The sequence below is a fragment of the Xenorhabdus miraniensis genome (genome assembly GCF_002632615.1).
On record NZ_NITZ01000001.1, the window covers coordinates 392,323 to 416,170 of the forward strand.

Annotated in this window: 18 protein-coding genes, 2 tRNA genes and 1 rRNA gene; 9 read left to right on the forward strand and 12 right to left on the reverse strand. The window is 44.6% G+C overall.

The features are described 5' to 3' along the window. The first annotated feature begins 111 nt into the window (after window positions 1–111). Together rhlB and gppA are read left to right on the forward strand one after the other, a co-directional pair. The gene (gene rhlB, locus Xmir_RS01745) at window positions 112–1,395 is read left to right on the forward strand and encodes an ATP-dependent RNA helicase RhlB (RefSeq protein ID WP_099112748.1); all 1,284 of its coding nucleotides are present in this window, start codon (window positions 112–114) and stop codon (window positions 1,393–1,395) included. Between the two features lie 58 nt (window positions 1,396–1,453). After that, a complete protein-coding gene (gene gppA / locus Xmir_RS01750) occupies window positions 1,454–2,965 on the forward strand; it encodes a guanosine-5'-triphosphate,3'-diphosphate diphosphatase (protein WP_099112749.1) in 1,512 nt (503 codons plus the stop codon). A gap of 55 nt (window positions 2,966–3,020) precedes the next feature. On the opposite strand, the gene rep is transcribed toward gppA, so the two are convergent. Further along, window positions 3,021–5,051: a DNA helicase Rep gene (gene rep / locus Xmir_RS01755; RefSeq protein ID WP_099112750.1), complete on the reverse strand. Its 2,031-nt coding sequence runs from the start codon at window positions 5,049–5,051 to the stop codon at window positions 3,021–3,023. 561 nt (window positions 5,052–5,612) lie between these two features. On the opposite strand from rep, the gene Xmir_RS01760 reads away from it, so the two are divergent. Then, on the forward strand, window positions 5,613–6,728 hold the full coding sequence (locus Xmir_RS01760; protein ID WP_099112784.1) for a class II histone deacetylase: 1,116 nt from the start codon (window positions 5,613–5,615) through the stop codon (window positions 6,726–6,728). A gap of 111 nt (window positions 6,729–6,839) precedes the next feature. Here the strand turns inward: Xmir_RS01760 and ilvC are convergent, their stop codons facing one another. After that, window positions 6,840–8,318 carry a ketol-acid reductoisomerase gene (gene ilvC, locus Xmir_RS01765; RefSeq protein ID WP_099112751.1) on the reverse strand — a complete coding sequence of 493 codons (1,479 nt, stop codon included), beginning with the start codon at window positions 8,316–8,318 and terminating at the stop codon, window positions 6,840–6,842. Between the two features lie 156 nt (window positions 8,319–8,474). Here ilvC and ilvY point away from each other — a divergent pair, with 156 nt between their 5' ends. The 4 genes from ilvY (at window position 8,475) to Xmir_RS01785 (ending at window position 13,038) form a co-directional block, all read left to right on the forward strand. Continuing rightward, window positions 8,475–9,356, forward strand: a complete 882-nt coding sequence (gene ilvY / locus Xmir_RS01770) for an HTH-type transcriptional activator IlvY (protein ID WP_099112752.1) — start codon at window positions 8,475–8,477, stop codon at window positions 9,354–9,356. A 38-nt stretch (window positions 9,357–9,394) separates the two neighbouring features. After that, window positions 9,395–10,198, forward strand: coding sequence for an AraC family transcriptional regulator (locus tag Xmir_RS01775; RefSeq protein WP_099112753.1), 804 nt, complete (start codon window positions 9,395–9,397; stop codon window positions 10,196–10,198). A gap of 139 nt (window positions 10,199–10,337) precedes the next feature. Further along, window positions 10,338–11,498 (forward strand): multidrug efflux MFS transporter periplasmic adaptor subunit EmrA, encoded by a 1,161-nt coding sequence (gene emrA, locus Xmir_RS01780; protein WP_422646011.1) that lies wholly within the window; start codon window positions 10,338–10,340, stop codon window positions 11,496–11,498. A gap of 7 nt (window positions 11,499–11,505) precedes the next feature. Further along, window positions 11,506–13,038, forward strand: coding sequence for a DHA2 family efflux MFS transporter permease subunit (locus Xmir_RS01785; protein WP_099112755.1), 1,533 nt, complete (start codon window positions 11,506–11,508; stop codon window positions 13,036–13,038). Between the two features lie 59 nt (window positions 13,039–13,097). On the opposite strand, the gene ilvA is transcribed toward Xmir_RS01785, so the two are convergent. The 6 genes from ilvA to ilvL all read right to left on the reverse strand — a co-directional run bounded on the left by ilvA (window position 13,098) and on the right by ilvL (window position 19,689). Continuing rightward, window positions 13,098–14,648: a threonine ammonia-lyase, biosynthetic gene (gene ilvA / locus Xmir_RS01790; protein ID WP_099112756.1), complete on the reverse strand. Its 1,551-nt coding sequence runs from the start codon at window positions 14,646–14,648 to the stop codon at window positions 13,098–13,100. Continuing rightward, the gene (gene ilvD, locus Xmir_RS01795; protein ID WP_099112757.1) at window positions 14,648–16,498 is read right to left on the reverse strand and encodes a dihydroxy-acid dehydratase; all 1,851 of its coding nucleotides are present in this window, start codon (window positions 16,496–16,498) and stop codon (window positions 14,648–14,650) included. Before ilvD ends, ilvA begins: the two co-directional genes overlap by 1 nt. Before the next feature lie 91 nt (window positions 16,499–16,589). After that, complete coding sequence (locus Xmir_RS01800) at window positions 16,590–17,516, reverse strand: branched-chain amino acid transaminase (protein ID WP_099112758.1); 927 nt, start codon at window positions 17,514–17,516, stop codon at window positions 16,590–16,592. Between the two features lie 24 nt (window positions 17,517–17,540). After that, window positions 17,541–17,798 carry an acetolactate synthase 2 small subunit gene (gene ilvM / locus Xmir_RS01805; RefSeq protein WP_099112759.1) on the reverse strand — a complete coding sequence of 86 codons (258 nt, stop codon included), beginning with the start codon at window positions 17,796–17,798 and terminating at the stop codon, window positions 17,541–17,543. After that, window positions 17,795–19,450, reverse strand: a complete 1,656-nt coding sequence (ilvG, locus tag Xmir_RS01810) for an acetolactate synthase 2 catalytic subunit (protein ID WP_099112760.1) — start codon at window positions 19,448–19,450, stop codon at window positions 17,795–17,797. Before ilvG ends, ilvM begins: the two co-directional genes overlap by 4 nt. A 143-nt stretch (window positions 19,451–19,593) precedes the next feature. Beyond that, window positions 19,594–19,689 carry an ilv operon leader peptide gene (gene ilvL, locus Xmir_RS01815; protein WP_099112761.1) on the reverse strand — a complete coding sequence of 32 codons (96 nt, stop codon included), beginning with the start codon at window positions 19,687–19,689 and terminating at the stop codon, window positions 19,594–19,596. 601 nt (window positions 19,690–20,290) lie between these two features. Here ilvL and Xmir_RS01820 point away from each other — a divergent pair. After that, window positions 20,291–21,817: a YifB family Mg chelatase-like AAA ATPase gene (locus tag Xmir_RS01820; RefSeq protein WP_099112762.1), complete on the forward strand. Its 1,527-nt coding sequence runs from the start codon at window positions 20,291–20,293 to the stop codon at window positions 21,815–21,817. A gap of 55 nt (window positions 21,818–21,872) precedes the next feature. On the opposite strand, the gene Xmir_RS01825 is transcribed toward Xmir_RS01820, so the two are convergent. Further along, a complete protein-coding gene (locus Xmir_RS01825; protein ID WP_099112763.1) occupies window positions 21,873–22,211 on the reverse strand; it encodes a MaoP family protein in 339 nt (112 codons plus the stop codon). A 116-nt stretch (window positions 22,212–22,327) separates the two neighbouring features. Here Xmir_RS01825 and hdfR point away from each other — a divergent pair, with 116 nt between their 5' ends. Beyond that, the gene (hdfR, locus tag Xmir_RS01830) at window positions 22,328–23,164 is read left to right on the forward strand and encodes an HTH-type transcriptional regulator HdfR (protein WP_208620372.1); all 837 of its coding nucleotides are present in this window, start codon (window positions 22,328–22,330) and stop codon (window positions 23,162–23,164) included. Window positions 23,165–23,350: 186 nt separating this feature from the next. On the opposite strand, the gene Xmir_RS01835 is transcribed toward hdfR, so the two are convergent. The 3 genes from Xmir_RS01835 to rrf all read right to left on the reverse strand — a co-directional run bounded on the left by Xmir_RS01835 (window position 23,351) and on the right by rrf (window position 23,682). Further along, window positions 23,351–23,426, reverse strand: a tRNA-Trp gene (locus Xmir_RS01835). Window positions 23,427–23,434: 8 nt separating this feature from the next. Further along, window positions 23,435–23,511 (reverse strand) — tRNA-Asp (locus Xmir_RS01840). 55 nt (window positions 23,512–23,566) lie between these two features. Continuing rightward, window positions 23,567–23,682: ribosomal RNA gene (gene rrf, locus Xmir_RS01845) — 5S ribosomal RNA — on the reverse strand. Between the last annotated feature and the right edge of the window lie 166 nt (window positions 23,683–23,848).

The window sequence follows — 23,848 nt, forward strand, 5'->3', positions numbered from 1 at the left end:
CCAAAAATAAAATCTTTTACAGTATCACTGTACATTAACCAACATACGGGTGTCTTTATTTCAGCGGATACACTTTCTTAAAGCAATAGTTAACTGATATTCTACCACTCTATGAGCAAAACACATTTGACAGAAAAGAAGTTTTCCGACTTCGCATTGCACCCCAAAATCTTAGAAGCTCTTGATAAAAAAGGGTTTTCAAACTGTACGCCAATACAGGCGCTAACATTGCCTTTTACTGTCGAAGGCCGAGATGTTGCGGGACAAGCACAAACCGGAACAGGCAAGACGCTGGCATTCCTGACGTCTACGTTCAACTATTTACTGACTAACCCTGCTGCTAAGGAGCGTAAAATCAATCAGCCAAGGGCGCTGATTATGGCTCCTACCCGCGAACTGGCTGTCCAGATTTATTCTGATGCAGAAGAACTGGCAGAAGTCACCGGCTTAAAAATGGGTCTTGCTTATGGTGGCGATGGCTATGATAAGCAACTTAAAGTGTTAGAATCTGGCGTCGATATCGTCATTGGCACAACCGGTCGCCTGATCGATTACACAAAACAGGGGCATATCCAGCTTGGCGCCATTCAAGTTGTCGTGCTTGATGAAGCTGATCGCATGTATGACTTAGGCTTTATCAAAGACATCCGTTGGTTGTTCCGCCGGATCCCGGCAGCGACTGAAAGAATGAATTTGCTGTTTTCTGCAACGCTGTCTTACCGGGTGCGTGAACTGGCTTTCGAACAAATGAATAATCCTGAATATGTGGAAGTAGAACCCTTGCAGAAAACAGGGCATCGCATTCAGGAAGAGCTGTTTTATCCTTCCAATGAAGAAAAAATGCGTCTGCTACAGACCTTGCTGGAAGAAGAGTGGCCTGATCGCTGCATCATTTTTGCCAACACCAAACATCGTTGTGAAGATGTCTGGGCTCATTTGGCTGCTGACGGTCATCGTGTTGGTTTGCTGACAGGTGATGTTGCACAGAAAAAGCGCCTGCGGATCCTCGAAGAATTCAGTCAGGGCAATCTGGATATTCTGGTCGCCACCGATGTTGCCGCCCGTGGGCTGCATATCCCCTCAGTAACGCATGTCTTTAACTATGACCTGCCGGATGACTGTGAAGATTATGTCCATCGAATTGGCCGGACCGGTCGTGCCGGAGAAAGTGGTCATTCCATCAGCCTGGCCTGTGAAGAGTACGCGCTGAATCTGCCTGCTATTGAAGAGTATATTCAGCACCAGATACCTGTCAGCAAATACAACAGCGATGCGTTGCTGAAAGATTTACCCGTACCCAAGCGCCGTAACCGCGCCCGTTCAGGGGGACACCCACGCCGCACCAATATGCCGCGCCGTGGCAACCCAACGCGCAGTCGCAAGCACCCAAGCTAAAATGACGCAATGATGAAATAATATTATGCTGAAATAATACATGCCGGAATAAAATACTATGCTGAGTTCTTCTTCGCTCTATGCCGCTATCGATTTAGGCTCAAACAGTTTCCACATGCTGGTGGTCCGTGAAATATCCGGTAGTATTCAAGTGGTCACCCGCATCAAGCGCAAAGTCAGGCTGGCTGCCGGGTTGGATAAAAATAACCATTTATCACAGCAGGCAATGGAACGGGGATGGCAGTGCCTCCGCCTTTTTTCCGAATACTTGCAGGATATTCCTGCCACGCAGATCCGCGTTGTTGCTACAGCGACCTTGCGTCTTGCAGCAAATTCGGATGAGTTTGTGAGAAAAGCTTCAGCAATATTGAGTAGTCCTGTCAATGTCATCAGTGGTGAAGAAGAGGCTTGCCTGATTTATCAAGGCGTTGCCCACACCACAGGTGGGCCTGAACAACGGCTTGTCGTGGATATTGGAGGTGCCAGTACAGAACTCGTAACAGGCACCGGGGCTAAGGCCAGTCAGCTATTCAGTCTTGAAATGGGCTGCGTCACTTGGCTGGAACGTTATTTCAATGATCGCAGCCTGACAGAAGAAAATTTCGCAAGAGCGGAATCGGCTGCCCATGTCATTCTAAGTTCTGTCACCACAACTCTGCTTGAGCAGGGATGGCACATTTGCGTGGGCGCTTCCGGTACAGTACAGGCTTTGCAGGAAATCATGATCGCTCAGGGCATGGATGAGTTGATTACCCTGCCTAAGCTTCAGCAACTTAAACATCAGGCAATTGAGTGCGGCAAGCTGGAAGAACTGGAAATTGATGGACTGACACTAGAACGGGCATTGGTTTTTCCCAGCGGTTTGGCAATCTTAATTGCTATTTTTCAGGCATTGAAAATCGAGAGCATGACACTGGCAGGTGGCGCATTGCGTGAAGGTTTGGTTTACGGGATGCTGGATTTGCCAATTGAGCAAGATATTCGCGCAAAAACCCTGCGTAATATGCAGCATCGCTTTCAACTGGATATAGAACAAGCACAACGTGTCAGGCAGCTGGCAGAACACTTTTGCCAGCAAATCGCCAAGCCCTGGGAGTTGAATGAACGCTGCCGCGAATTATTGAGCAGTGCATGTTTACTCTATGAAATCGGCCTGTTCATTGATTTTCGTCAGGGATCCGCGCACTCCGCTTATCTGGTTAGCCACTTAGATCTGCCCGGTTATACACCTGCGCAAAAACGCTTGCTGGCTACCCTGTTAAAAAATCAAAGTGGCCCTGTGGACTTAGCATCACTCAGCCAGCAGAATGCCCTGCCATCATTGCAGGCACAACGGCTATGTCGTTTATTGCGCCTCGCAATTATTTTCGCCAGCCGTCGGCGAGATGACTCTCTACCGGCTTTGCGGTTACGGGTAGAAGAAAATGAAACTCTCATGATCACCCTTCCCTACCAATGGCAGATGGAACACTCACTCAGGGCTGAAGCATTGCAGCAGGAAATGAAATGGCAAAGTTATGTCCAATGGCCGCTGCTTCTTGAAGAACAGAATAACTCCCGACCTAGCTGATCCTGTATTTCCATACCCTGTATTCATGCCGGATACAGGGTTTTCATCAAGTGGCTTACCTGCCAATATTTTTCTGTCCAAGCCCCAAACGCGATTTAATATCCGCAAGGCGTGATTGCCCCTGTTTCATTCGTTCTTCCGCACTTATCACCCGCTTCCCCCGCGGCCAATGCAAGTCATCTTGTGGCAATTCCAGCAAGAATCTGCTTGGTTCAGGACGAATGAGTTCACCATACTGGCGACGTTCTTTACTCAGTGTGAAAAAAAGCTCTCTCTGCGCACGGGTAATGCCGACATAAGCCAGACGGCGCTCTTCCTCTATATTATTTTCATCAATGCTGCTTTGATGCGGTAACAAGCCTTCTTCCATTCCCACCAGAAACACATAAGGAAATTCTAATCCCTTAGAAGCATGTAACGTCATTAGCTGAACCTGATCCAGCTCTTCATCTTCCTCTCCCCGTTCCAGCATATCTCGCAATGTAAAACGAGCGACGACTTGAGAAAGCGTCATGGGATCATTCAAATCATCGCCTTCAAGCATTTCACTCATCCAGGTGAAGAGTTGGTTGACGTTTTTCATTCTCATTTCAGCCGCTTTTGGGCTGGGCGAAGTCTCATATAACCAGCTTTCGTAATCCATACCACGAAGTAAGTCTCTCACTGCCAGCAATGGCTCATGCTCCGCCTGACGGGATATTTCATCCATCCAATGAGTGAAACGCTGTAATGCAGCCAGACCACGCCCGCTCAGATGTTGTTCCAAGCCAAGGTCAAAACTGGCCTGATACAGACTCTTGTTACGTTGATTTGCCCACTCTCCCAATTTCTGGATCGTTACCGCACCAATTTCTCGCCGTGGTGTATTAACGATGCGCAGAAACGCACTATCATCTTCAGGATTGGTTAAAACACGCAGGTAAGAGAGCAAGTCCTTGATTTCAGGTCGGGAAAAGAACGACGTTCCTCCCGAAATGCGATAAGGAATACGGTTTTGCATCAACATTTTTTCGAAGATCCGGGACTGGTGATTACCACGATAAAGGATCGCGTAATCTTTATATTCCGTTTTATTGATAAAGTGATGAGCGATCAATTCTCCTACCACACGCTCAGCTTCATGATCTTCATTATTCGCTTCTATCACCCTGAGCGGGTCACCATAATTCAACTCTGAAAAGAGTTTTTTCTCAAATACATGAGGGTTGTTGGCAATCAGGATGTTCGCCGCTTTCAATATCCGTCCCGATGAACGGTAATTTTGTTCCAGCTTAATGACATTCAACTGCGGAAAGTCCTCTTTCAGCAGGATCAAATTTTGTGGACGAGCGCCGCGCCACGAATAAATGGATTGATCATCATCACCAACCACCGTAAAACGTGCACGGTTACCAACCAATAGCCTCACCAATTGATACTGGCTCGTATTGGTATCTTGGTATTCATCCACCAGCAAATAGCGAATTTTATTCTGCCAACGTTCCCTGACTTCTTCATCACGCATGAGCAGCAGTGTCGGTTTGGTGATCAGATCATCAAAATCAAGGACGTTACAACTGTTCAGATGCAAATCATAACGGCGATAACACTCTGCAAATTGATGTTCTTGTGCCGAACGGGCTGTCCTGATCACCTGCTCTGGCGACATTAAGTCATTCTTCCAGTTGGAAATGCAGGAGATAAGTTTTTGTAACAGATCTTTATCTTCTTCCAGCAGATCCGCGGTAAGATCTCTCAGCAATGCCATCTGATCTTGATCATCAAACAGTGAAAAATTACTTTTCATGCCCAGCGCCTTGTATTCGCGCTTGACGATTTCTAAGCCCAAAGTATGAAAAGTTGAGATCGTCAGCCCTTTCGTTTCCTTGCGGCCTAAAGTCTGCGCGACACGCTCTTTCATCTCACGTGCCGCCTTATTGGTGAAAGTCACCGCGGCAATCTGGCGCGCTTGATAACCACAGGTACGGATCAGATGGGCTATTTTATTGGTGATCACCCGGGTTTTACCGGAACCTGCACCTGCCAGAACCAGACAAGGCCCTGTGACAAATTCAACCGCTTGTTGTTGGTTTGGATTTAATCGCATACTGTTTCGAAGATTATATCTGGATGAAAGATCAGGAAACAGAATTGTAGCAGAAAGTAAGTCTCAGAGGCGGTTTTCTTTACGTAAGTAAATTATTGCAAGATAAAAGAGTAAGAAGTGCCAATATATTCCATTTTTAAGTTTTCAATTCATATTAAGGTTCTCGATCATTTTATTTTTCAATGGATTAATAAAAAACAGAAAAATCAAGAATAAACACCAACCGATAACCTTAGCCGAAATTATTCTTATCCCTCTGTTATTTATCCATTTTTAACTTATATCCAGACATATCAGGGAAGCAGATGGGCAAATCATTATTATTCATTACCTTGCTGGATAGCCGTTATCAATATCATCATAAACCTTTTTACATGAGTATTAATTGATTATTAGTAAGGTAAAATTAACCCGATTATTTTTCACTGCGGATTTCAATTAATTCATCTGAATAAATGGTGATTTTCTATTAATTGAAATACATAACATTTGTTTACTTTCATTAGTGCTATAACAATTATTACGTTATTAACATGAAGTCAATAAAAGGGAGATAATATGGTGCTACGTAAGACAGGCTTTTTCTTTGACGAATACTGTTTCTGGCATAATTCTGGGTTACAACATGTTGTCGTACTCCCCGTTGGTGGATGGGTACAGCCCCCCAGCAGTGCGGGACATGCTGAATCACCAGAAACCAAACGCAGAATGAAAAGCCTGATGGATGTTTCGGGTTTAAGTAACTCATTGCGATTACGGAGTGCTGAACCTCTTGATGACGCAACGTTAAGACTGGTTCACACCGAGGATTATTTACAATGTCTTAAATCCGTAAGTGATAATGGCGGAGGAGTGTTAGGATCTGAAGCCACAATAGGACAAGGCAGCTATGAAATCGCTAAATTGTCCGCCGGACTCACCTATGCGGCAGTAAAAGCCGTGTTACAAGGCGAATTAGATAATGCCTACAGCCTGTCCCGCCCTCCCGGACATCACTGCCTGCCGGATAAAGCGATGGGCTTCTGTTTCCTTGCCAATATCGCCCTTGCCATTGAACATGCCAAAGAACAGCTTGGCGTAGGCCGGGTAGCCGTTATTGACTGGGATGTTCACCACGGCAATGGCACACAACATATCTTCTGGGAGCGTGATGACGTTTTGACTATTTCACTGCATCAGGATGGTTGTTATCCAGAAGGCTACAGTGGTGAAGAAGATATCGGTGCAGGCAAGGGAGAAGGCTTCAATATCAATATTCCATTGATGGCCGGCGCTGGACATAATAGTTATCTCTATGCCATGGATCAAATTGTGCTTCCTGCCCTGCGACGCTACCAACCAGAGCTGATTATCGTTGCCTGCGGCTATGACGCCAATGCCTTTGATCCTCTCGCACGGATGCAGCTGCACAGTGACAGTTTCCGTGAAATGACCCGCAAGGTACAACAAGCAGCGGATGAATTGTGTCATGGCAAATTAGTTATGGTGCACGAAGGTGGTTATTCAGAAGCCTATGTCCCTTTCTGTGGATTAGCTGTCATAGAGGAACTCAGTGGCATTCGTACCGATGTCATTGATCCTTCACTGAACACTATTCAATTGCAGCAACCTAAAGAGCGATTTGAAGCATTTCAGCGTCAGGCCATTGATGAGCTGAAACGGCAATTCAATCTGTAAGAATTACCTATAACCAGTAGATTTCAAATGATTGCCTGAAGATGGAAAGAACAACCTGCCCGATGAAATAACGTCGGGCAGGGAATATATTATTTTCTTCGCCGACTGATATTATCCGCCAACCGCAATACGTTTCATATCAGTCATATAACCACGCAGGGTACGACCGATAGTTTCAATCGGATGGTTACGGATCGCTTCATTCACATCACGCAGTTGGGTATTGTCGATACCACGATCTGCGACTGCCTTCCCTAAATCTCCCGCTTGCAGAGTTGCCATGAATTTTTCTTTCAGCAACGGAACCGCAACGTAAGAGAACAGGTAATTGCCATATTCTGCCGTATCGGAAATGACTACGTTCATTTCATACAGGCGCTTGCGGGCAATGGTGTTCGCAATTAACGGCAGTTCATGCAGGGATTCGTAATAAGCTGATTCTGCAATAATGCCGGAATCAACCATCGTTTCAAATGCCAGCTCTACGCCAGCCTTGACCATCGCGATCATCAACACACCATGATCAAAGTATTCCTGCTCACTGATGTTGCCATTGTAATCAGGGTAATTTTCAAATGGCGTTTTGCCAGTTTCTTCACGCCAAGTCAGCAGGTTTTTATCATCATTCGCCCAATCAGCCATCATTGTGGAAGAGAATTCACCAGAAATGATGTCATCCATATGTTTTTGGAACAACGGAGCCAGAATAGTTTTTAACTGCTCAGAAAGGGCATAGGCACGCAGTTTCGCCGGATTGGAAAGGCGATCCATCATCAGTGTAATCCCCCCTTGTTTCAGGGCTTCTGTAATGGTTTCCCAGCCAAACTGAATTAATTTACCTGCATAGCCTGGTTCGGCACCATCAGCAATCAGGTGGTCATAACACAGCAGAGAACCTACCTGTAACATGCCACACAGAATGGTTTGTTCACCCATCAAGTCAGATTTAACTTCTGCTACGAACGAAGATTCCAGAACACCTGCGCGATGCCCACCTGTTGCGGCTGCCCACGCTTTCGCAATCGCCATCCCCTCGCCTTTTGCATCATTTTCTGGGTGCACGGCAATCAGGGTAGGAACACCAAATCCACGCTTATATTCTTCGCGAACTTCCGTTCCCGGGCACTTAGGAGCAACCATCACAACCGTGATATCCTTGCGTACCTGCTCACCCACTTCAACGATATTAAAACCGTGGGAATAACCCAGTGCTGCTCCTTCTTTCATCAAGGGCTGAACAGCCTGAACCACCGCTGAGTGTTGTTTATCTGGTGTCAGGTTAATAACCAAATCGGCTTGTGGAATTAATTCTTCATAAGTGCCAACCCTGAAGCCATTTTCGGTTGCTTTACGCCATGACGCACGTTTTTCATCAATGGCTTCTTTACGCAAAGCATAAGAGATATCCAAACCCGAATCACGCATGTTAAGACCTTGGTTTAGCCCTTGTGCACCACAGCCGACGATCACCACTTTCTTGTCTTTTAAATACCCTGTCTCGTCAGCAAACTCTTCCCGTGCCATAAAACGACATTTGCCTAACTGTGCCAATTGCTGGCGCAAGTTCAACGTATCAAAATAATTAGCCATGGTGACTCCGTTATAATTAGGTGTGATGTTGTTTGCATAGTGCCAATATATGACATGAAAGCCATTGCTTAAATTGATATATTAACAAGACTATATTGCAATTTATGCAATAGTGATCTCTACACTAAAAAGTCTTTAGGCAAAGGGCGCGAAACAATGGATCTACGTGATTTAAAACTGTTTTTACACCTTGCAGAAAGTTGTCACTTTGGACGCTCTGCCAAGGCTATGCACGTCAGCCCATCCACGCTTTCACGCCAGATCCAGCGCCTTGAAGAATTATTGGGGCATCCACTTTTTCTACGCGATAACCGAACGGTAAAACTGACCACAGCCGGCGAACAGTTAAAGCAATTTGCTCAACAAACACTCCTGCAATATAAACAACTACAGCATTCGTTAAACCATCAAAGTTCATCACTAACAGGAGAGTTACGCCTGTTCTGTTCAGTGACTGCTGCATATAGCCATTTGCCACAAGTATTAGATAAATTCCGGGCTGAACACCCTTTGGTGGAAATAAAACTGACAACTGGGGATGCTGCTGATGCCGTGGATAAAGTCCAATCTGATGCTGCTGATTTGGGTATTGCGGGCAAGCCAGAGAAGCTACCTGATAATGTTAGTTTTACTAAAATAGGTGAAATACCGTTGGTACTGATTGCGCCCTCCCTTCCTTGTACCGTGAGAACCTTGGCGACACAGGCCTCCCCCGATTGGGATAACATTCCTTTTATCCTGCCTGAGCATGGCCCTTCCCGTAAACGCATTGAGCTTTGGTTCCGTCGGCACAAGATCCTGCATCCCGTCATTTATGCAACAGTTTCCGGTCATGAAGCCATTGTTTCTATGGTGGCATTAGGTTGTGGGATTGCATTAATCCCTGCGGTTGTCGTCGAAAATAGTTCTGAAACGGTACGTAACCGCATCTCTCTGCTGGAAAATATTTCTCTGGTTGAACCGTTTGAATTGGGTGTTTGCGCGCTGAGCAAGCGTTTAAGCGACCCTTTAGTTAAGGCGTTTTGGAAGCTGTTGTAATCTGCGAACGGCTGTAATCTGGGAATAGGTCATTCGATATGAGACGCAAAATAGACAGGCATCTTGAAGCAGTCAGGTTATATGAGTATCACAAACAATACCTAGTGCTTTCTCATAATATGAAAACAGAGTGGCATCGCCATCCTTGTATCCAATTGAGTGTTTCATATGATTATTCACAAATGAAAATTGATACTGAACAAGGATCACAGCAAGCCTATGGTTTTATTATCGCCGGCAATATTAAACATAGATTACATTCTGAAAATAAATCCTGTTTCCATTTCCTGATAGATCCCGCTCATTCCTTATATCATTTGCTGTTACATCAAATGAAAAATGCCGACATTATCTATCTCAAACCAGACTCCGCCCGTTTAATAGCAGATTATTTCATCCATTGCTTACAATCAGACGTACCACCAAACATTCTTGCCCTAAACAATTATTTGAATGATATTGATGATTGTCATTGCTCTCAGGATACCCGAATTATAAAAGCGACGACGCTTATTACTGAATTACCCGTTAAAAGCATCTCTTCCAGTAAATTATCAGGTCATCTCTTTCTTTCAGAAAGCCGATTTTTGCATTTATTCCGGCAGGAAATGGGAACAAATTTCCGTGGTTATTTATTGTGGAAACGCTTCCATCACGCACTTGAAAAAATAAACTCACCAGATTCATTGACGCTATTGGCTGCCCATAGCGGATTTTCTGACAGTGCGCATTTTAGCCGAACAGGTATGATGTTATATGGATTCAGCCCTTCTGAATTGAAAAACGCCAGCATGGCTTTTTCTGATATTTGCCTCAGAAAGATTTCTTCGAAAAAAAGATAAGATAGCCAGTTTATTCAATTAAAAAATTTCCCCCACCACTAATCTACCTCTCCATTAAGCTCATTTTAAAAGCCAACACCAGGTAAACATAAATAACGCTATTTTCGCATTGTGATGATAAAAAATGGTGGAAAAAATAATGCCAAAATCGTCAGTAATTACAGACAAAAAATCAAAACGTAAACTGGCTCTGCTCCTTGCAACCCTGCTATTTGTCTCTGCTGGCTTAGGTTATCTCGCTTATTGGTTTACTGTGCTGCGCCATTATCAAATAACCGAAGATGCTTATGTTGTTGGCAATCAAGTGCAGGTAATGGCACAGATTTCAGGCAGCGTAACAAGTATTCATGCTGACAATACTGATTTTGTCCGTCAGGGCGACATTTTGGTGAGCTTGAATGCCATTGATGCTGAGCACGCTTTTGAGCGGGCAAAAAATGTACTTGCCAATAGTGTCCGGCAAACTCATCAGGTCATGATTGATAATGAGAAATTGCAAGCCAATATCGATCTGAAACAGACAAAATTGCAGCAGGCAATAGATGATCTAAAACGACGTGAACATTTAGGGGTAACGGGTGCCATCGCGAAAGAAAGCCTGATCCATACTCGTAATAATGTCCAGATGGCAAAGTCTGAACTGCGTTTTGCGCAGCAACAATATCATGCCAACAAGGCAATGGTTATCGACACCCCGCTGAAACATCAGCCCTCTGTTAAACTGGCGGCAACCCGGCTCCGTGATGCTTGGTTAACCTTACAGCGCACCCGTATTGTCGCCCCCGTCACAGGTTATGTATCTCGTCGCAATGTACAAGTAGGATCACAAATTAAAAATGGGGCTCCTTTCATGGTTATCGTTCCTGCTGACCAGCTTTGGGTGGAAGCAAACTTCAAAGAAGTCCAGCTTACCCATGTTCGCATCGGTCAACCTGTAACGCTAACCAGCGATTTTTACGGTAGTGACGTTTCTTATACAGGTAAAGTTGTCGGTTTGGATATGGGGACGGGCAGTGCCTTTTCTTTATTGCCGGCTCAAAATGCCACTGGGAACTGGGTAAAAGTTGTCCAACGACTGCCTGTCCGAATTACTCTGGAATCACAACAACTCATTGATTACCCATTGCGCATCGGGTTATCTATGCACGCCTCTATTGATACCAGAAATCAAGACGGCGTAGTCCTCGCCCAAGTACCTCGCCAAGGGATAGTGTATCAAACCGATGTTTTGTCTTACGACACCGAAGAAATTGACTCGTTGATTAGTGACATTATTTCGATGAACACCAGCAAAGGATGAGATCAATATGTCACATAAACCATTATCGGGAGCCAAACTGGGCTGGCTGACACTGGCCTTGGCACTGGCTGCTTTTTTGCAAATACTGGATCTGACAATTGCTAACGTTGCAATATCGACCATTGCCGGTGATCTGGGTGCTTCCACTTCTCAAGGGACTTGGATAATTACTTCGTTTGCCGTTGCCAATGCGATTTCCATTCCATTAACTGGTTGGCTGGCAAAACGGTTCGGTGAGGTCCGTGTCTTTTTAGCATCAACGATCTTATTTATTATCGCATCCTGGTTATGCGGCATATCCAATAGCCTGGAAATGCTGATTTTATCACGCGTTGTACAAGGCGTTGCCGCAGGCCCAATTATGCCTCTCTCACAAAGTTTACTATTGAATAACTATCCCCAGCCAAAACGCAACATGGCATTGGCGATGTGGTCGATGACTATCGTGGTTGCTCCTGTCTGTGGCCCTATTCTCGGCGGTTGGCTCAGTGATAGTTATCATTGGGGTTGGATATTTTTGATTAATATTCCATTCGGTTTGGCGGTTGTTGCTATCGCCTGGATATTACTCAAGGATCGGGAAACGAAAACAGAAACGAGTCCGATTAACGCGGTAGGATTGATTTTATTGATTGCTGGTGTTGGTTGCTTTCAGTTGTTGCTTGACCGCGGGAAAGAACTTGACTGGTTTAGCTCATCGGAAATTATTACATTAGCCATCATCGCAGTGGTTTGCCTCACTTTTCTGATTATCTGGGAGCTAACTGACAACGCCCCTATCATTGATTTATCGTTATTTAAATCCCGTAATTTTACGATTGGGACAGTGTGTATCAGTCTGGCATTTTTGCTTCACATCGGGACGCTTGTTCTGCAACCTCAGTTATTACAGATGGTGTTTGGCTACACCGCAACTTGGGCAGGATTAGTTCTGGCTCCTTTGGGTATCATGCCAATCATTCTTGCACCACTTATTGGTCGTCTCGGTTCAAAAATCGATATGCGCTATCTGGTAATGTTCAGTTTTACTGTTTTTACTTTGTGCTTCTTCTGGCGAGCTTATACTTTCGAACGTTCTATGGATTTTGCCGCCGCAGCCTGGCCTCAATTTATGCAAGGATTCGCCATCGCCTGCCTGATTATGCCGCTTAACGCCATCATCCTATCCGATATTAAACCTGATAAAATTGCCTCTGCGGTGAGTTTGTTCAACTTCCTGCGCACTCTGGCAACATCGGTAGGAACCTCTATCACAACAACTATTTGGTCGAACCGTGAGTCAGTTCACCATGTCCAACTTACACAAGCAGTAAGCCCCTATAATCCCATTGCAACCCAATCCTATGAAAATATGCAGCAATTTGGCCTGTCACATGCACAGATCAGTAGTAAATTGGCGCACGAAATCACTAATCAGGGGCTGATTATCGCTGCCAATGAAATTTATTGGTTATTCGCCTTTCTTTTCCTGATCATGCTCTTTCTAATTTGGCTGGCCCACCCAACCACCACAGATAAAAAGCATAAAAATAAGGAATAAAAATAAAGAGTAAAATCAGCAAATAACCCCCAAAAGGGGGCTATTTTGTTATTAATTGCTTAAGTCAAAAATAATTTAAATGAGGGATTTTCTGTTTCATCATGATATTCATAGCCTAACTCATCTAAATGGCGATCAAAGCATAACTCCGAGCCTGAAAGCTCAAAAGCAGCCAATACACGCCCATAGTCTGTGCCGTGGCTACGATAATGGAACAGGGTGATATTCCAATGCGTGCCCAATGTTTGCAAAAATTTCAGCAACGCCCCCGGAGATTCAGGAAAGGCAAAACTAAATAATCGCTCCTGCAATGGCTTGGATGGTCTGCCGCCTATCATGTAGCGAACGTGCAGTTTCGCCATTTCATCATCAGTAAAATCAGCGACCTGATATCCCGAGGCTTTTAGTTCTTCAATGATTTCACGACGTTCAGCATTTCCACGACTTAATCTGATACCGACAAAAATACAGGCTTTGCTTGGATCGGTGGAGTCCGAGTAACGATAGCTGAATTCTGTCACAACACGGGTTCCCAATATTTGGCAAAAATTCAGGAAACTGCCCTTTTGTTCAGGAATAGTGACCGCCAGCAAAGCTTCACGTTGCTCTCCCAGCTCACAGCGCTCTGAAACATAACGCAGACCATGAAAATTCACGTTGGCGCCAGAAAGAATATGCGCTAACCGCTCTCCTTGAATCTGATGTTGCTGGACATATTTCTTCAATCCCGCCAATGCCAGTGCACCAGAAGGCTCAGCAATTGCCCTGACATCTTCGAAAATATCTTTCATGGCGGCGCAAATGGCATCACTGTCTACCGTAATCACATCATCAACATATTGCTGGCATAAACGGAATGTTTCATCACCAATACGTTTAACTGCTACACCTTCCGCAAATAATCCAACCCTTGGTAAATCAACCGGATGCCCAGCTTCCAGCGCGGCTTTCAGGCAAGCGGAATCTTCAGCTTCCACGCCTATCACTTTCATTTCAGGTACAAGTTGTTTGATAAGAACTGCGACCCCCGCAATTAATCCCCCTCCACCAACCGGAACAAAGATGCGGTCAAGGTAAACATCCTGCTGCAACAATTCCATCGCTAAAGTTGCCTGACCCGCGATCACGGTAGGGTGGTCAAACGGGGGAACAAAGGTGTAGCCATGCTCTTTTGCCATTTCGATCGCTTTTGCTTTCGCTTCATCGAAGTTTGCGCCGTGTAACAGCACTTCCCCACCAAAACCGCGTACTGCATCAACTTTAATATCCGCTGTAGCTATTGGCATCACGATAATAGACTTTACACCAACCTTACTGGCCGATAACGCAACGCCCTGCGCATGGTTGCCCGCCGATGCCGTAATGACGCCTTTGGTTTTTTGCTCTCCCTTCAAACCTGCAATCATCGCGTATGCACCACGCAATTTGAAACTGTGTACTGACTGGCGATCTTCCCGTTTAACCAAAATGGTATTATTTAAACGAGCAGAGATTTTTTTCATTTCCTGTAAGGGCGTAACTTGTGCAATATCATAAACTGGTGAACTCAGTGCGGCTTTGAGATATTCCGCTCCTTTGGGTTCAGAATTAAGAGAATAAACCGCCACCATTAACCCCCCAGCTTAGCCTTATCACGCACAGCCCCTTTGTCAGCACTGGTCGCCAACGAAGCATAAGCCCGCAATGCAAAAGAAACCTGACGTTTTCTGGATTTAGGTGTCCACGCCTCATCACCGCGGGATAATTCAACCTGTGTGCGTTCAGCAAGTTCTTTTTCACTAACATCTAACTGGATGTTACGGTTTGGAATATCAATATTGATGATATCGCCATCATAAATTAACCCTATTAAACCGCCACTTGCCGCTTCTGGGGAGATATGACCTATGGATAACCCCGATGTGCCTCCGGAAAAACGGCCATCAGTGATCAACGCGCAGCTTTTGCCTAATCCCATCGATTTCAAGTAGGTCGTGGGATAGAGCATTTCCTGCATGCCGGGACCACCTTTCGGGCCTTCATAGCGAATGACAACCACATCACCTGCCACGATTTTCCCACCCAAAATCGCGTCTACCGCATCTTCCTGGCTCTCATAAACTTTGGCAGGGCCACGGAAAATCAAGCTGCCTTCATCCACCCCCGCCGTTTTCACGATGCAGCCGTCCACAGCAACATTACCAAACAGAACAGCTAAACCCCCATCTTGACTGTAAGCATGTGCACGCTCACGAATACAACCTTTCTCACGGTCAGTATCCAACGATGGCCAACGACAATCCTGCGAGAAAGCTTGGGTAGTACGAATTCCGGCCGGCCCTGCCGCATACATACTCTTAACACCTTCATCTTCTGTCAGCATGATGTCGTACTGAGCCAATGTTTGTGGCAAGTCCAAACCCAGGACGTTTTTTACATTTCGCTGCAACAGCCCTGTACGATCCAGTTCACCAAGAATACCAATCACTCCACCAGCACGGTGTACATCTTCCATATGGTACTTCTGGGTACTTGGAGCAACCTTACATAAATGAGGAACCTGACGAGACAGGCGATCAATATCTGCCATCGTGAAATCAACTTCACCTTCTTGCGCCGCTGCCAATAAATGCAGAACTGTGTTCGTCGAACCGCCCATCGCAATATCCAGTGTCATAGCATTTTCAAATGCGGCTTTAGTTGCAATATTGCGTGGTAAGGCGCTGTCATCATTTTCTTCGTAGTAACGTTTGGTCAATTCAACAATGCGCTTACCCGCGTTGATGAATAGATTTTTGCGATCTGCATGTGTGGCGAGCAGTGAACCATTCCCCGGTTGCGAAAGCCCCAATGCTTCAGTCAAACAGTTCATTGAGTTCGCAGTGAACATGCCAGAGCAAGAACCGCATGTCGGACAAGCCGAACGTTCGATTTGGTCACTTTGTTCATCACTGACGTTTGGGTTGGCCCCCTGAATCATGGCGTCAACCAGATCCAATTTGATGATCTGATCAGATAAGCGTGTTTTACCCGCCTCCATTGGGCCACCGGAAACAAAAATAACCGGAATGTTCAGGCGCAGAGAGGCCATAAGCATCCCCGGTGTGATTTTGTCACAATTAGAAATACATACCATGGCATCAGCACAGTGGGCATTGACCATGTATTCCACCGAGTCTGCGATCAATTCACGCGAAGGCAGTGAATAGAGCATGCCACCATGTCCCATCGCAATGCCATCATCAACCGCGATGGTATTGAATTCTTTCGCCACTCCCCCTGATGCTTCAATCTGTTCTGCCACCAGCTTACCGAGATCACGCAGATGGACATGGCCCGGCACGAACTGTGTGAATGAGTTAACAACGGCAATGATGGGTTTCCCAAAATCGGCGTCTGTCATACCTGTAGCCCGCCATAAAGCACGGGCTCCCGCCATATTGCGGCCATGTGTTGTTGTAGCAGAACGGTATTTCGGCATTGTCTTCACTCCCAAATCTGTCTTATCTAATTAACTTCAACAATTAAAACAGGCGGGGAACGACCGCCTGTTGGGGGGGTTATATTTTTTATTAAGGATTAACGGGATCCAGCCAACCCCATTTATCTTCTGTCGTACCATTAAACAGGCCAAAAAACGCATTTTGGATTTTTTTGGTGATAGGGCCACATTTGCCAATACCAACCTGAATGTCATCTACGCTACGAACTGGCGTGATTTCCGCCGCAGTTCCTGTCATGAATACTTCATCCGCCAAATAGAGTGATTCACGAGAAAGTGTCTGTTCGCGGACTTCCAGGCCAAGATCCTGCGCCAACTTGATAATCGCATCACGAGTGATCCCCGGCAGGGCAGCGGAAGTAAATGGCGGTGTGAACAGAATTCCATCTTTTACTTCAAATAGGTTTTCACCTGCCCCTTCTGAAATATAACCATTAACATCCAGAGCAATCCCTTCCTGATAACCATGACGTCTTGCTTCACTTCCCACCAGCAGAGACGAGAGATAATTACCTCCTGCTTTCGCTCCTGTCGGGATAGTGTTTGCTGCTACGCGATTCCATGACGAAACCATCGCATCAATGCCTTGCTCTAACGCTTCTTCTCCGAGATAAGCGCCCCACGGAAAAGCCGCAATAATGACATCTGTTTTATAGCCAGCAGGAGGATTCACCCCCATTCCAACATCACCAACAAATACCAATGGACGAATGTAAGCACTGACCAATTTATTTTTACGAAGTGTTTCACGGCAAGCTTCCATTAACTCATCAACACTCTGGCTCACTGGAAAACGGTAAATCTTGGCTGAGTCACGTAAGCGTTGCATATGTTCACGATGACGAAATACAACAGGCCCCTTGTGAGAATCATAGCAACGGATACCTTCAAATACTGAAGTGCCATAATGCAGGGCATGGGACATAACGTGAACTTTAGCATCAGCCCAAGGCACCATTTCACCATTGAACCAAATATAATCAGCTTGCTTTGTCATTCTAAATCTTCCTTCGATTGCGCACTATGCGCTTATTAATTGTGATTTTTTATGTTGGATCTCAACACCAGCAACATCCACTAATTTCATCAATTGAGAAAAAAGTAAATTAACGGGGCGCTGACTGGCTACTGTGAGTTCAATGCTTACATTATCACTATCTGTTGTATGATCCATATTCAATGCGCGTATCTGAAATCCACGATGACGGGTAACTCTCAGAATTCGTTCCAAAATCTCAGGACAAAATTTTGCCTGAATAGCAAGTTGATGCTGCATCATAATGACTTCTCCAACATGGTATCGTTGCTTGCGCCTGGTGGAACCAATGGCCAGACATTCTCTAGTTCATTAATAGATACGTGTAATAAATAAGCGCCATCACTGTTGAACAAAGCATCCAAAGCTTCACTTACTTGCGCTTTATCTGTGATTTTTTTACCGGGAATATCAAAGGCTTGCGCCAATTTAATAAAATCCGGGTTATCAGTTAAGAGAGTTTCGCTGTAACGTTTTTCAAAAAACAGTTCTTGCCACTGGCGAACCATTCCTAGTCGCTGGTTATCTAATAAGATCATTTTGACCGGCAATTGCTTACGTTTGATTGTTCCCAACTCCTGAATATTCATCATGAAAGAGCCGTCACCAGATATACAGATAACCGTATCTTCAGGACGTGCCATCTGAGCACCAATTGCCGCTGGAATGCCGAACCCCATCGTGCCCAAACCACTTGATGTGATGAAATTCTCTGGCTGGCTAAATGTCATGTGCTGGGCAGTCCACATTTGATGTTGTCCAACATCAGTTGTAACCACAGTATTAGGCGATGCACGATCCGAAATCTGTTTCAACAGCAGCGGGGCATAAATGCTTTTCCCCTGATAGTCATAACACCACGCATGATCATTTTTTAATTGCTTGATTTCTTGCTGCCAATCCTGAATTGATACAGATTGCTGTAACTGAGGTAACAATGTTTTTAAATCACCCAATAATGAAACATGGGTTTGACGTAATTTATTGAACTCAGCAGGATCAATATCTAAGTGGATCACTTTGGCATGAGGAGCAAAGGTATTCAGCTTTCCTGTTACGCGATCATCGAAACGAGCACCAACGGCAATTAATAAATCACAGGATTGAACAGCAAAATTAGCCGCTTTGGTTCCGTGCATCCCTAACATACCCAAATAACACTCATGCTCAGGATCCGCAGCACCTAAACCTTTCAAGGTGGAAACGACAGGTATTCCTGTTTCTGCAACAAAACTGCGCAATTCAGGAACGGCACCAGACATTCCAACGCCTCCGCCTACGTACAAGACGGGTTTGCACGATAACGCCAACAGTTGACGAGCCTGATCCAGCTCTTGCTCAGGGAATGGAAATGTTGGCAAGTCTGATAAATCTGATACTAGATACGGAGTAAAATCACCTTGAGCCAGCTGAATATCTTTCGGTAAATCAACTAAGACAGGGCCGGGACGTCCATTCATGGCAATCGTAAAAGCATCCGCCATGATTTGGGGTAATTTTTCCAGTGAATCCACAAGAAAACTGTGTTTTGTGCAGGACAGGGACATTCCCAACATATCGATTTCCTGAAAGGCATCCGTCCCTATAAATTCCGAACTCACCTGACCGGTAATCGCCACAACAGGAACAGAATCCAACAATGCGTCAGCTAATCCCGTGATTAAATTTGTTGCACCCGGCCCTGATGTTGCGATACAGACTCCTGGCTTACCACTTGCTCTGGCATAGCCGATTGCTGCCATGACAGCACCTTGTTCATGACGGCATAACACGTGCTCAATTCCCCCGTCATACAGCGCATCATAAACCGGCATAATAGCCCCGCCGGGATAACCAAAAACTTTTTCAATTCCCTGCGTTCGTAATGCTTTTATCACCGATTGTGCCCCGTTCATTGCCGCCTCCCCTGTTATGTTTACCTTGCAATTGGCCGTTGTGATGTTGTGTTATGCTCGTTGTCAGGTGCTAAAAACCGTGCAAAAAAAACCCCCGCGCCTTTCGGTGCGGGGGTCTTTTTTGAATCCGGCTATTTTTCTGTCTAAGCCTTCATTCGTCCAAGTGCAGCCCCGCACGGTGGAATAATCACCACCACGCTCACAATAATTAGGCTAATCACTAGGACAAATGTGTTCATAATTTTGTTCGTTTTAACTCGTATGCTTGACGTATATTTAAGAGTTACCACTTTCTGTGATCATTGACAATGATTATTTTTATTTTTTCATAACAAAATTATTTTATTTATACTTTTCATTCAGATAGATATATAAACAGATAAATCCACTGAAATTTATTACTTTTTCACTCGTAAAGAATCACTATCTGTTTGTTTTGTAAAATATTTAACAAACTAAATAATAAAAAATAAGTTAATCATCTAGCTACAAATAATACGGCATAACAACACAACCCAAATTAGTATAGTTGGTTAATAGTTATTACCATTAACAAAATACATTCCCAAGAAAACATTAGAAAAAATAATTAATAAAATGAGTAAAACAGTTTAAAAGCTATGACATCTGTGTGCCTTTAGAAAACGTTAGTGGAAGACTTCCGGTTATTACATTATTCATAAATAACATTAAGTTATTATCTATCTCTAAATAAAAAATAATCCTACGACAGTCGAAATGATAAATATATTTACGAGCTTTTTCGCAAAATAGGCAAAGACGACTTTTTATTATTTTTTATCGATTCATGATAACTGCTTTCTTGCTAAGGAGAGCACCATGACACTCGCTGTCATTCACACACGGGCAACAATTGGTATCAATTCCCCCATCGTCACAATAGAAGCACATATCAGTAATGGCTTACCCGGTTTAACACTCGTCGGCTTACCTGAAACGACTGTTAAGGAAGCCAGAGATCGTGTCAGGAGCGCTCTGATCAATAGCGGTTTTACTTATCCCCCTAAAAGGATAACTGTCAATTTAGCACCAGCAGATCTCCCCAAAGAAGGAGGAAGATATGATTTACCTATCGCTATAGCAATCTTGGCAGCATCAGAGCAAATCACAACAGAAAAGCTACACCAGTATGAATTTTTAGGAGAATTAGCGCTTTCTGGTGAAATACGACGAGTCACGGGAGCTATCCCAGCGGCATTGAGTGCAAAAAAGGCAGGAAGGCAACTTATTCTCTCCTCAGAGAACCAAGCTGAACTGGCAATCTTGTCCCAGAACGAAACATTAATGGCAAACCATTTACTTCAAGTCTGCCATTTCCTGAAGGGAGAAAAAGCTTCTTTATCCTCCCCTTCTCCCATAGAAATACAAACTGAATCATCTATCTTAGATATGCAGGATATTATCGGACAGGAACAGGCAAAACGAGCGCTGGAAATTACTGCCGCCGGCGGTCACAATCTTCTGCTACTTGGCCCCCCAGGAACAGGTAAAACCATGCTTGCGAGCCGGTTATGTAGTTTGCTACCTCCATTAACGCATCAGGAAGCGCTAGACGTCGCTGCAATCAAAAGCTTAGTTGGTAATCCAGTTAACCCTCAAAAATGGCATACACGACCATTTAGAGCGCCTCACCACAGTTCATCAATGGCGGCTCTCGTTGGTGGCGGCTCAATACCTAAACCCGGAGAAATTTCTCTTGCTCATAATGGTGTGTTATTTCTGGACGAATTACCTGAATTTAATCGAAGCGTTCTTGATGCACTTCGTGAGCCTTTAGAGTCCGGTGAAATAGTCATATCCCGAGCAAGAGCAAAAGTCTGTTTCCCCGCCCAAGTTCAACTGATTGCAGCCATGAACCCAAGCCCAACTGGCTACCATCAGGGATTGCATAACAGAAGTAGCCCGCAACAGGTATTGCGTTACCTTTCCAAACTCTCAGGCCCTTTTTTAGATCGTTTTGATCTTTCGATTGAAGTTCCTTTGCTTCCTCCCGGAATTCTCAGTCAGTCTTCAGTAAAACATGGAGAAAGTAGCCATGAAGTTAAAAAACGGGTACAAACCGCCAGAAACATACAAATAGAGCGATGTGGGTATATCAATGCTCATCTCAATAGCAAACAAACTGAAAAGATCTGCAAAATTAAAATTGAAGATGCCATTTTTCTGGAAAATACTTTATTGAAATTGGGACTATCTATACGAGCCTGGCACAGAATACTCAAAGTTTCCCGTACAATCGCAGACTTAAAAGAACAAAAAGAAATAGAAAAACCAGATATTATGGAGGCACTCAGCTACCGATGTATGGATAGGTTACTTATTCAACTACAAAAACAGTCTGGGTAAATTAGAAGAGGGGCGATTTGCCCCTCTTAATAGATGATTAATATCAATGCTGGTATTAATCATCAGTATCGGTATAGTCCTCTGTGGAATCTACCTGCGGTTTCCCGCCGGAAAGAGTATGAAAACGTTTTGGACGGCTAATTTTTGCCAAATATTTAGTCCATACTTTTTCCTCTGTCGTTGCAGGTGCACGTTCACCTCGACAAACTGCAACAAACAGTTTTTCTTCTTCTGTTTGAGGTTCACGTTTACCAAGATCCAATTCATTGAACGCATGACCATGACGTTCTAACAATTGGGCCTCTTTGATGGTGAAATCACCATGACGGGAAAATCCACGTGGATAGTTTTTATTATCAAAAAAACGATTAGTCGTGATGAAGCTTTCAGCCATCTGACACACTCCTAACTCTAATGTCATACCAATTATGGCGCGGAGTATTAGGGAGGCTTGACATTCTGTAAAACAAAATATTTAAATCTTAACGACAAAAACTATTGGAGATGCATGTGGACACTGAATTACTGAAAACCTTTTTGGAAGTCAGTAAGACTCGTCACTTTGGTCGGGCAGCTGAATCGCTCTATCTAACACAATCTGCTGTTAGCTTTCGGATCCGCCAACTCGAAAATCAGTTGGGTACCAATTTATTCACACGGCATCGCAATAATATCCGCTTAACTGCGGCCGGAGAGCGCCTTGTGCCCTATGCAGAGTCGCTAATGAATACTTGGCAATTAGCAAAGAAAGAAATCAACTACGTTGCCCAGCATACAAAACTTTCCATCGGGGCTACAGCCTCCTTATGGGAAGGTTACCTGACATCCTGGTTAAATACGTTTTATAAATTCCATCAAGAAACGAGAATCGAATCTCTGGTATCTACGCGCCAATCACTGGTCAAACAACTACATTCTCGTGAATTAGATCTTTTAATTACCACGGAACCACCAAAAATGGATGAGTTCCAAAGTCAGTTGATTGGTAACATCCAGCTTGTTCTATTAACGACCCAGCGTAATCTTGAGAAAGGCGTTGAAAACTACATTAAGTTGGAATGGGGCGCTGATTTCCATCAACAAGAACAACAAATTTTAAAGCATGATCATCCACCTATCATTACAACCACATCAGCACATATTGCAAGAGAATTATTGGATAGCGTGAATGCTGCAACCTTCCTCCCAATACACTGGCAAGAAAAATACCCAAAACTCGTAGCCTCACTTGATAATGAGTTAATAGAACGACCACTGTACGCTGTGTGGCTGCAAAACAGTGATCAACAAGCCTTTATCCAACAGTTACTAAAAATTCCTGTTGAAAAAGCACCTATAACTGCCTGAAGGCTGTTTTTATAGTAAAAATAGGGAGAATGCACAGGAGACAAAGCCTGCAATTAAATTAGATAGATAGAAACTATATGGAGAAATAACAGAAAAAAGAGGAATGACAAATAAAAGAAAAAACCCAGCTAAAGCTAGCTGGGCTATTAATCTGAAAGCTATATCAATTATTACTTAGTTATTAACTGGCAGGGGCGGAGAGGCTCGAACTCCCAACACCCGGTTTTGGAGACCGGTGCTCTACCAATTGAACTACGCCCCTAAATACGGTGGCGGTGCGGACGGGACTCGAACCCGCGACCCCCGGCGTGACAGGCCGGTATTCTAACCAACTGAACTACCGCACCACCGAATTTCTTTCTCCCGCTGCCTTTCGAACCGGCAACCGGCTTTTAATTGAATGTCTGGCAGTGTCCTACTCTCGCATGGGGAGGCCCCACACTACCATCGGCGCTACGGCGTTTCACTGCTGAGTTCGGCATGGGGTCAGGTGGGACCACCGCGCTGTTGCCGCCAGACAAATCCTGTATTCAATCCCGAACAAGCTGCTTTTCTTTCTCTGAAACGGTTATCTCTCTCACCCTTACCCAAAACACCTTCGGTGTTGTCAGGTTAAGCCGCACGGTTCATTAGTACTGGTTAGCTCAACGTCTCGCAACGCTTACACACCCAGCCTATCCACGT

Bases quoted from the DNA above. Each gene is read 5' to 3' on its own strand.
- Xmir_RS01820 (WP_099112762.1), top strand. From the start codon at position 20,291: ATGACACTCGCTGTCATTCACACACGGGCAACAATTGGTATCAATTCC.
- ilvL (WP_099112761.1), bottom strand. From the start codon at position 19,689: ATGAACACATTTGTCCTAGTGATTAGCCTAATTATTGTGAGCGTGGTG.
- ilvC (WP_099112751.1), bottom strand. From the start codon at position 8,318: ATGGCTAATTATTTTGATACGTTGAACTTGCGCCAGCAATTGGCACAG.
- Xmir_RS01775 (WP_099112753.1), top strand. From the start codon at position 9,395: ATGAGACGCAAAATAGACAGGCATCTTGAAGCAGTCAGGTTATATGAG.
- ilvG (WP_099112760.1), bottom strand. From the start codon at position 19,450: ATGAACGGGGCACAATCGGTGATAAAAGCATTACGAACGCAGGGAATT.
- emrA (WP_422646011.1), top strand. From the start codon at position 10,338: ATGCCAAAATCGTCAGTAATTACAGACAAAAAATCAAAACGTAAACTG.
- ilvM (WP_099112759.1), bottom strand. From the start codon at position 17,798: ATGATGCAGCATCAACTTGCTATTCAGGCAAAATTTTGTCCTGAGATT.
- gppA (WP_099112749.1), top strand. From the start codon at position 1,454: ATGCTGAGTTCTTCTTCGCTCTATGCCGCTATCGATTTAGGCTCAAAC.
- Xmir_RS01825 (WP_099112763.1), bottom strand. From the start codon at position 22,211: ATGGCTGAAAGCTTCATCACGACTAATCGTTTTTTTGATAATAAAAAC.
- rep (WP_099112750.1), bottom strand. From the start codon at position 5,051: ATGCGATTAAATCCAAACCAACAACAAGCGGTTGAATTTGTCACAGGG.
- rhlB (WP_099112748.1), top strand. From the start codon at position 112: ATGAGCAAAACACATTTGACAGAAAAGAAGTTTTCCGACTTCGCATTG.
- ilvY (WP_099112752.1), top strand. From the start codon at position 8,475: ATGGATCTACGTGATTTAAAACTGTTTTTACACCTTGCAGAAAGTTGT.
- ilvA (WP_099112756.1), bottom strand. From the start codon at position 14,648: ATGGTGGCGGTTTATTCTCTTAATTCTGAACCCAAAGGAGCGGAATAT.
- Xmir_RS01800 (WP_099112758.1), bottom strand. From the start codon at position 17,516: ATGACAAAGCAAGCTGATTATATTTGGTTCAATGGTGAAATGGTGCCT.
- ilvD (WP_099112757.1), bottom strand. From the start codon at position 16,498: ATGCCGAAATACCGTTCTGCTACAACAACACATGGCCGCAATATGGCG.
- Xmir_RS01785 (WP_099112755.1), top strand. From the start codon at position 11,506: ATGTCACATAAACCATTATCGGGAGCCAAACTGGGCTGGCTGACACTG.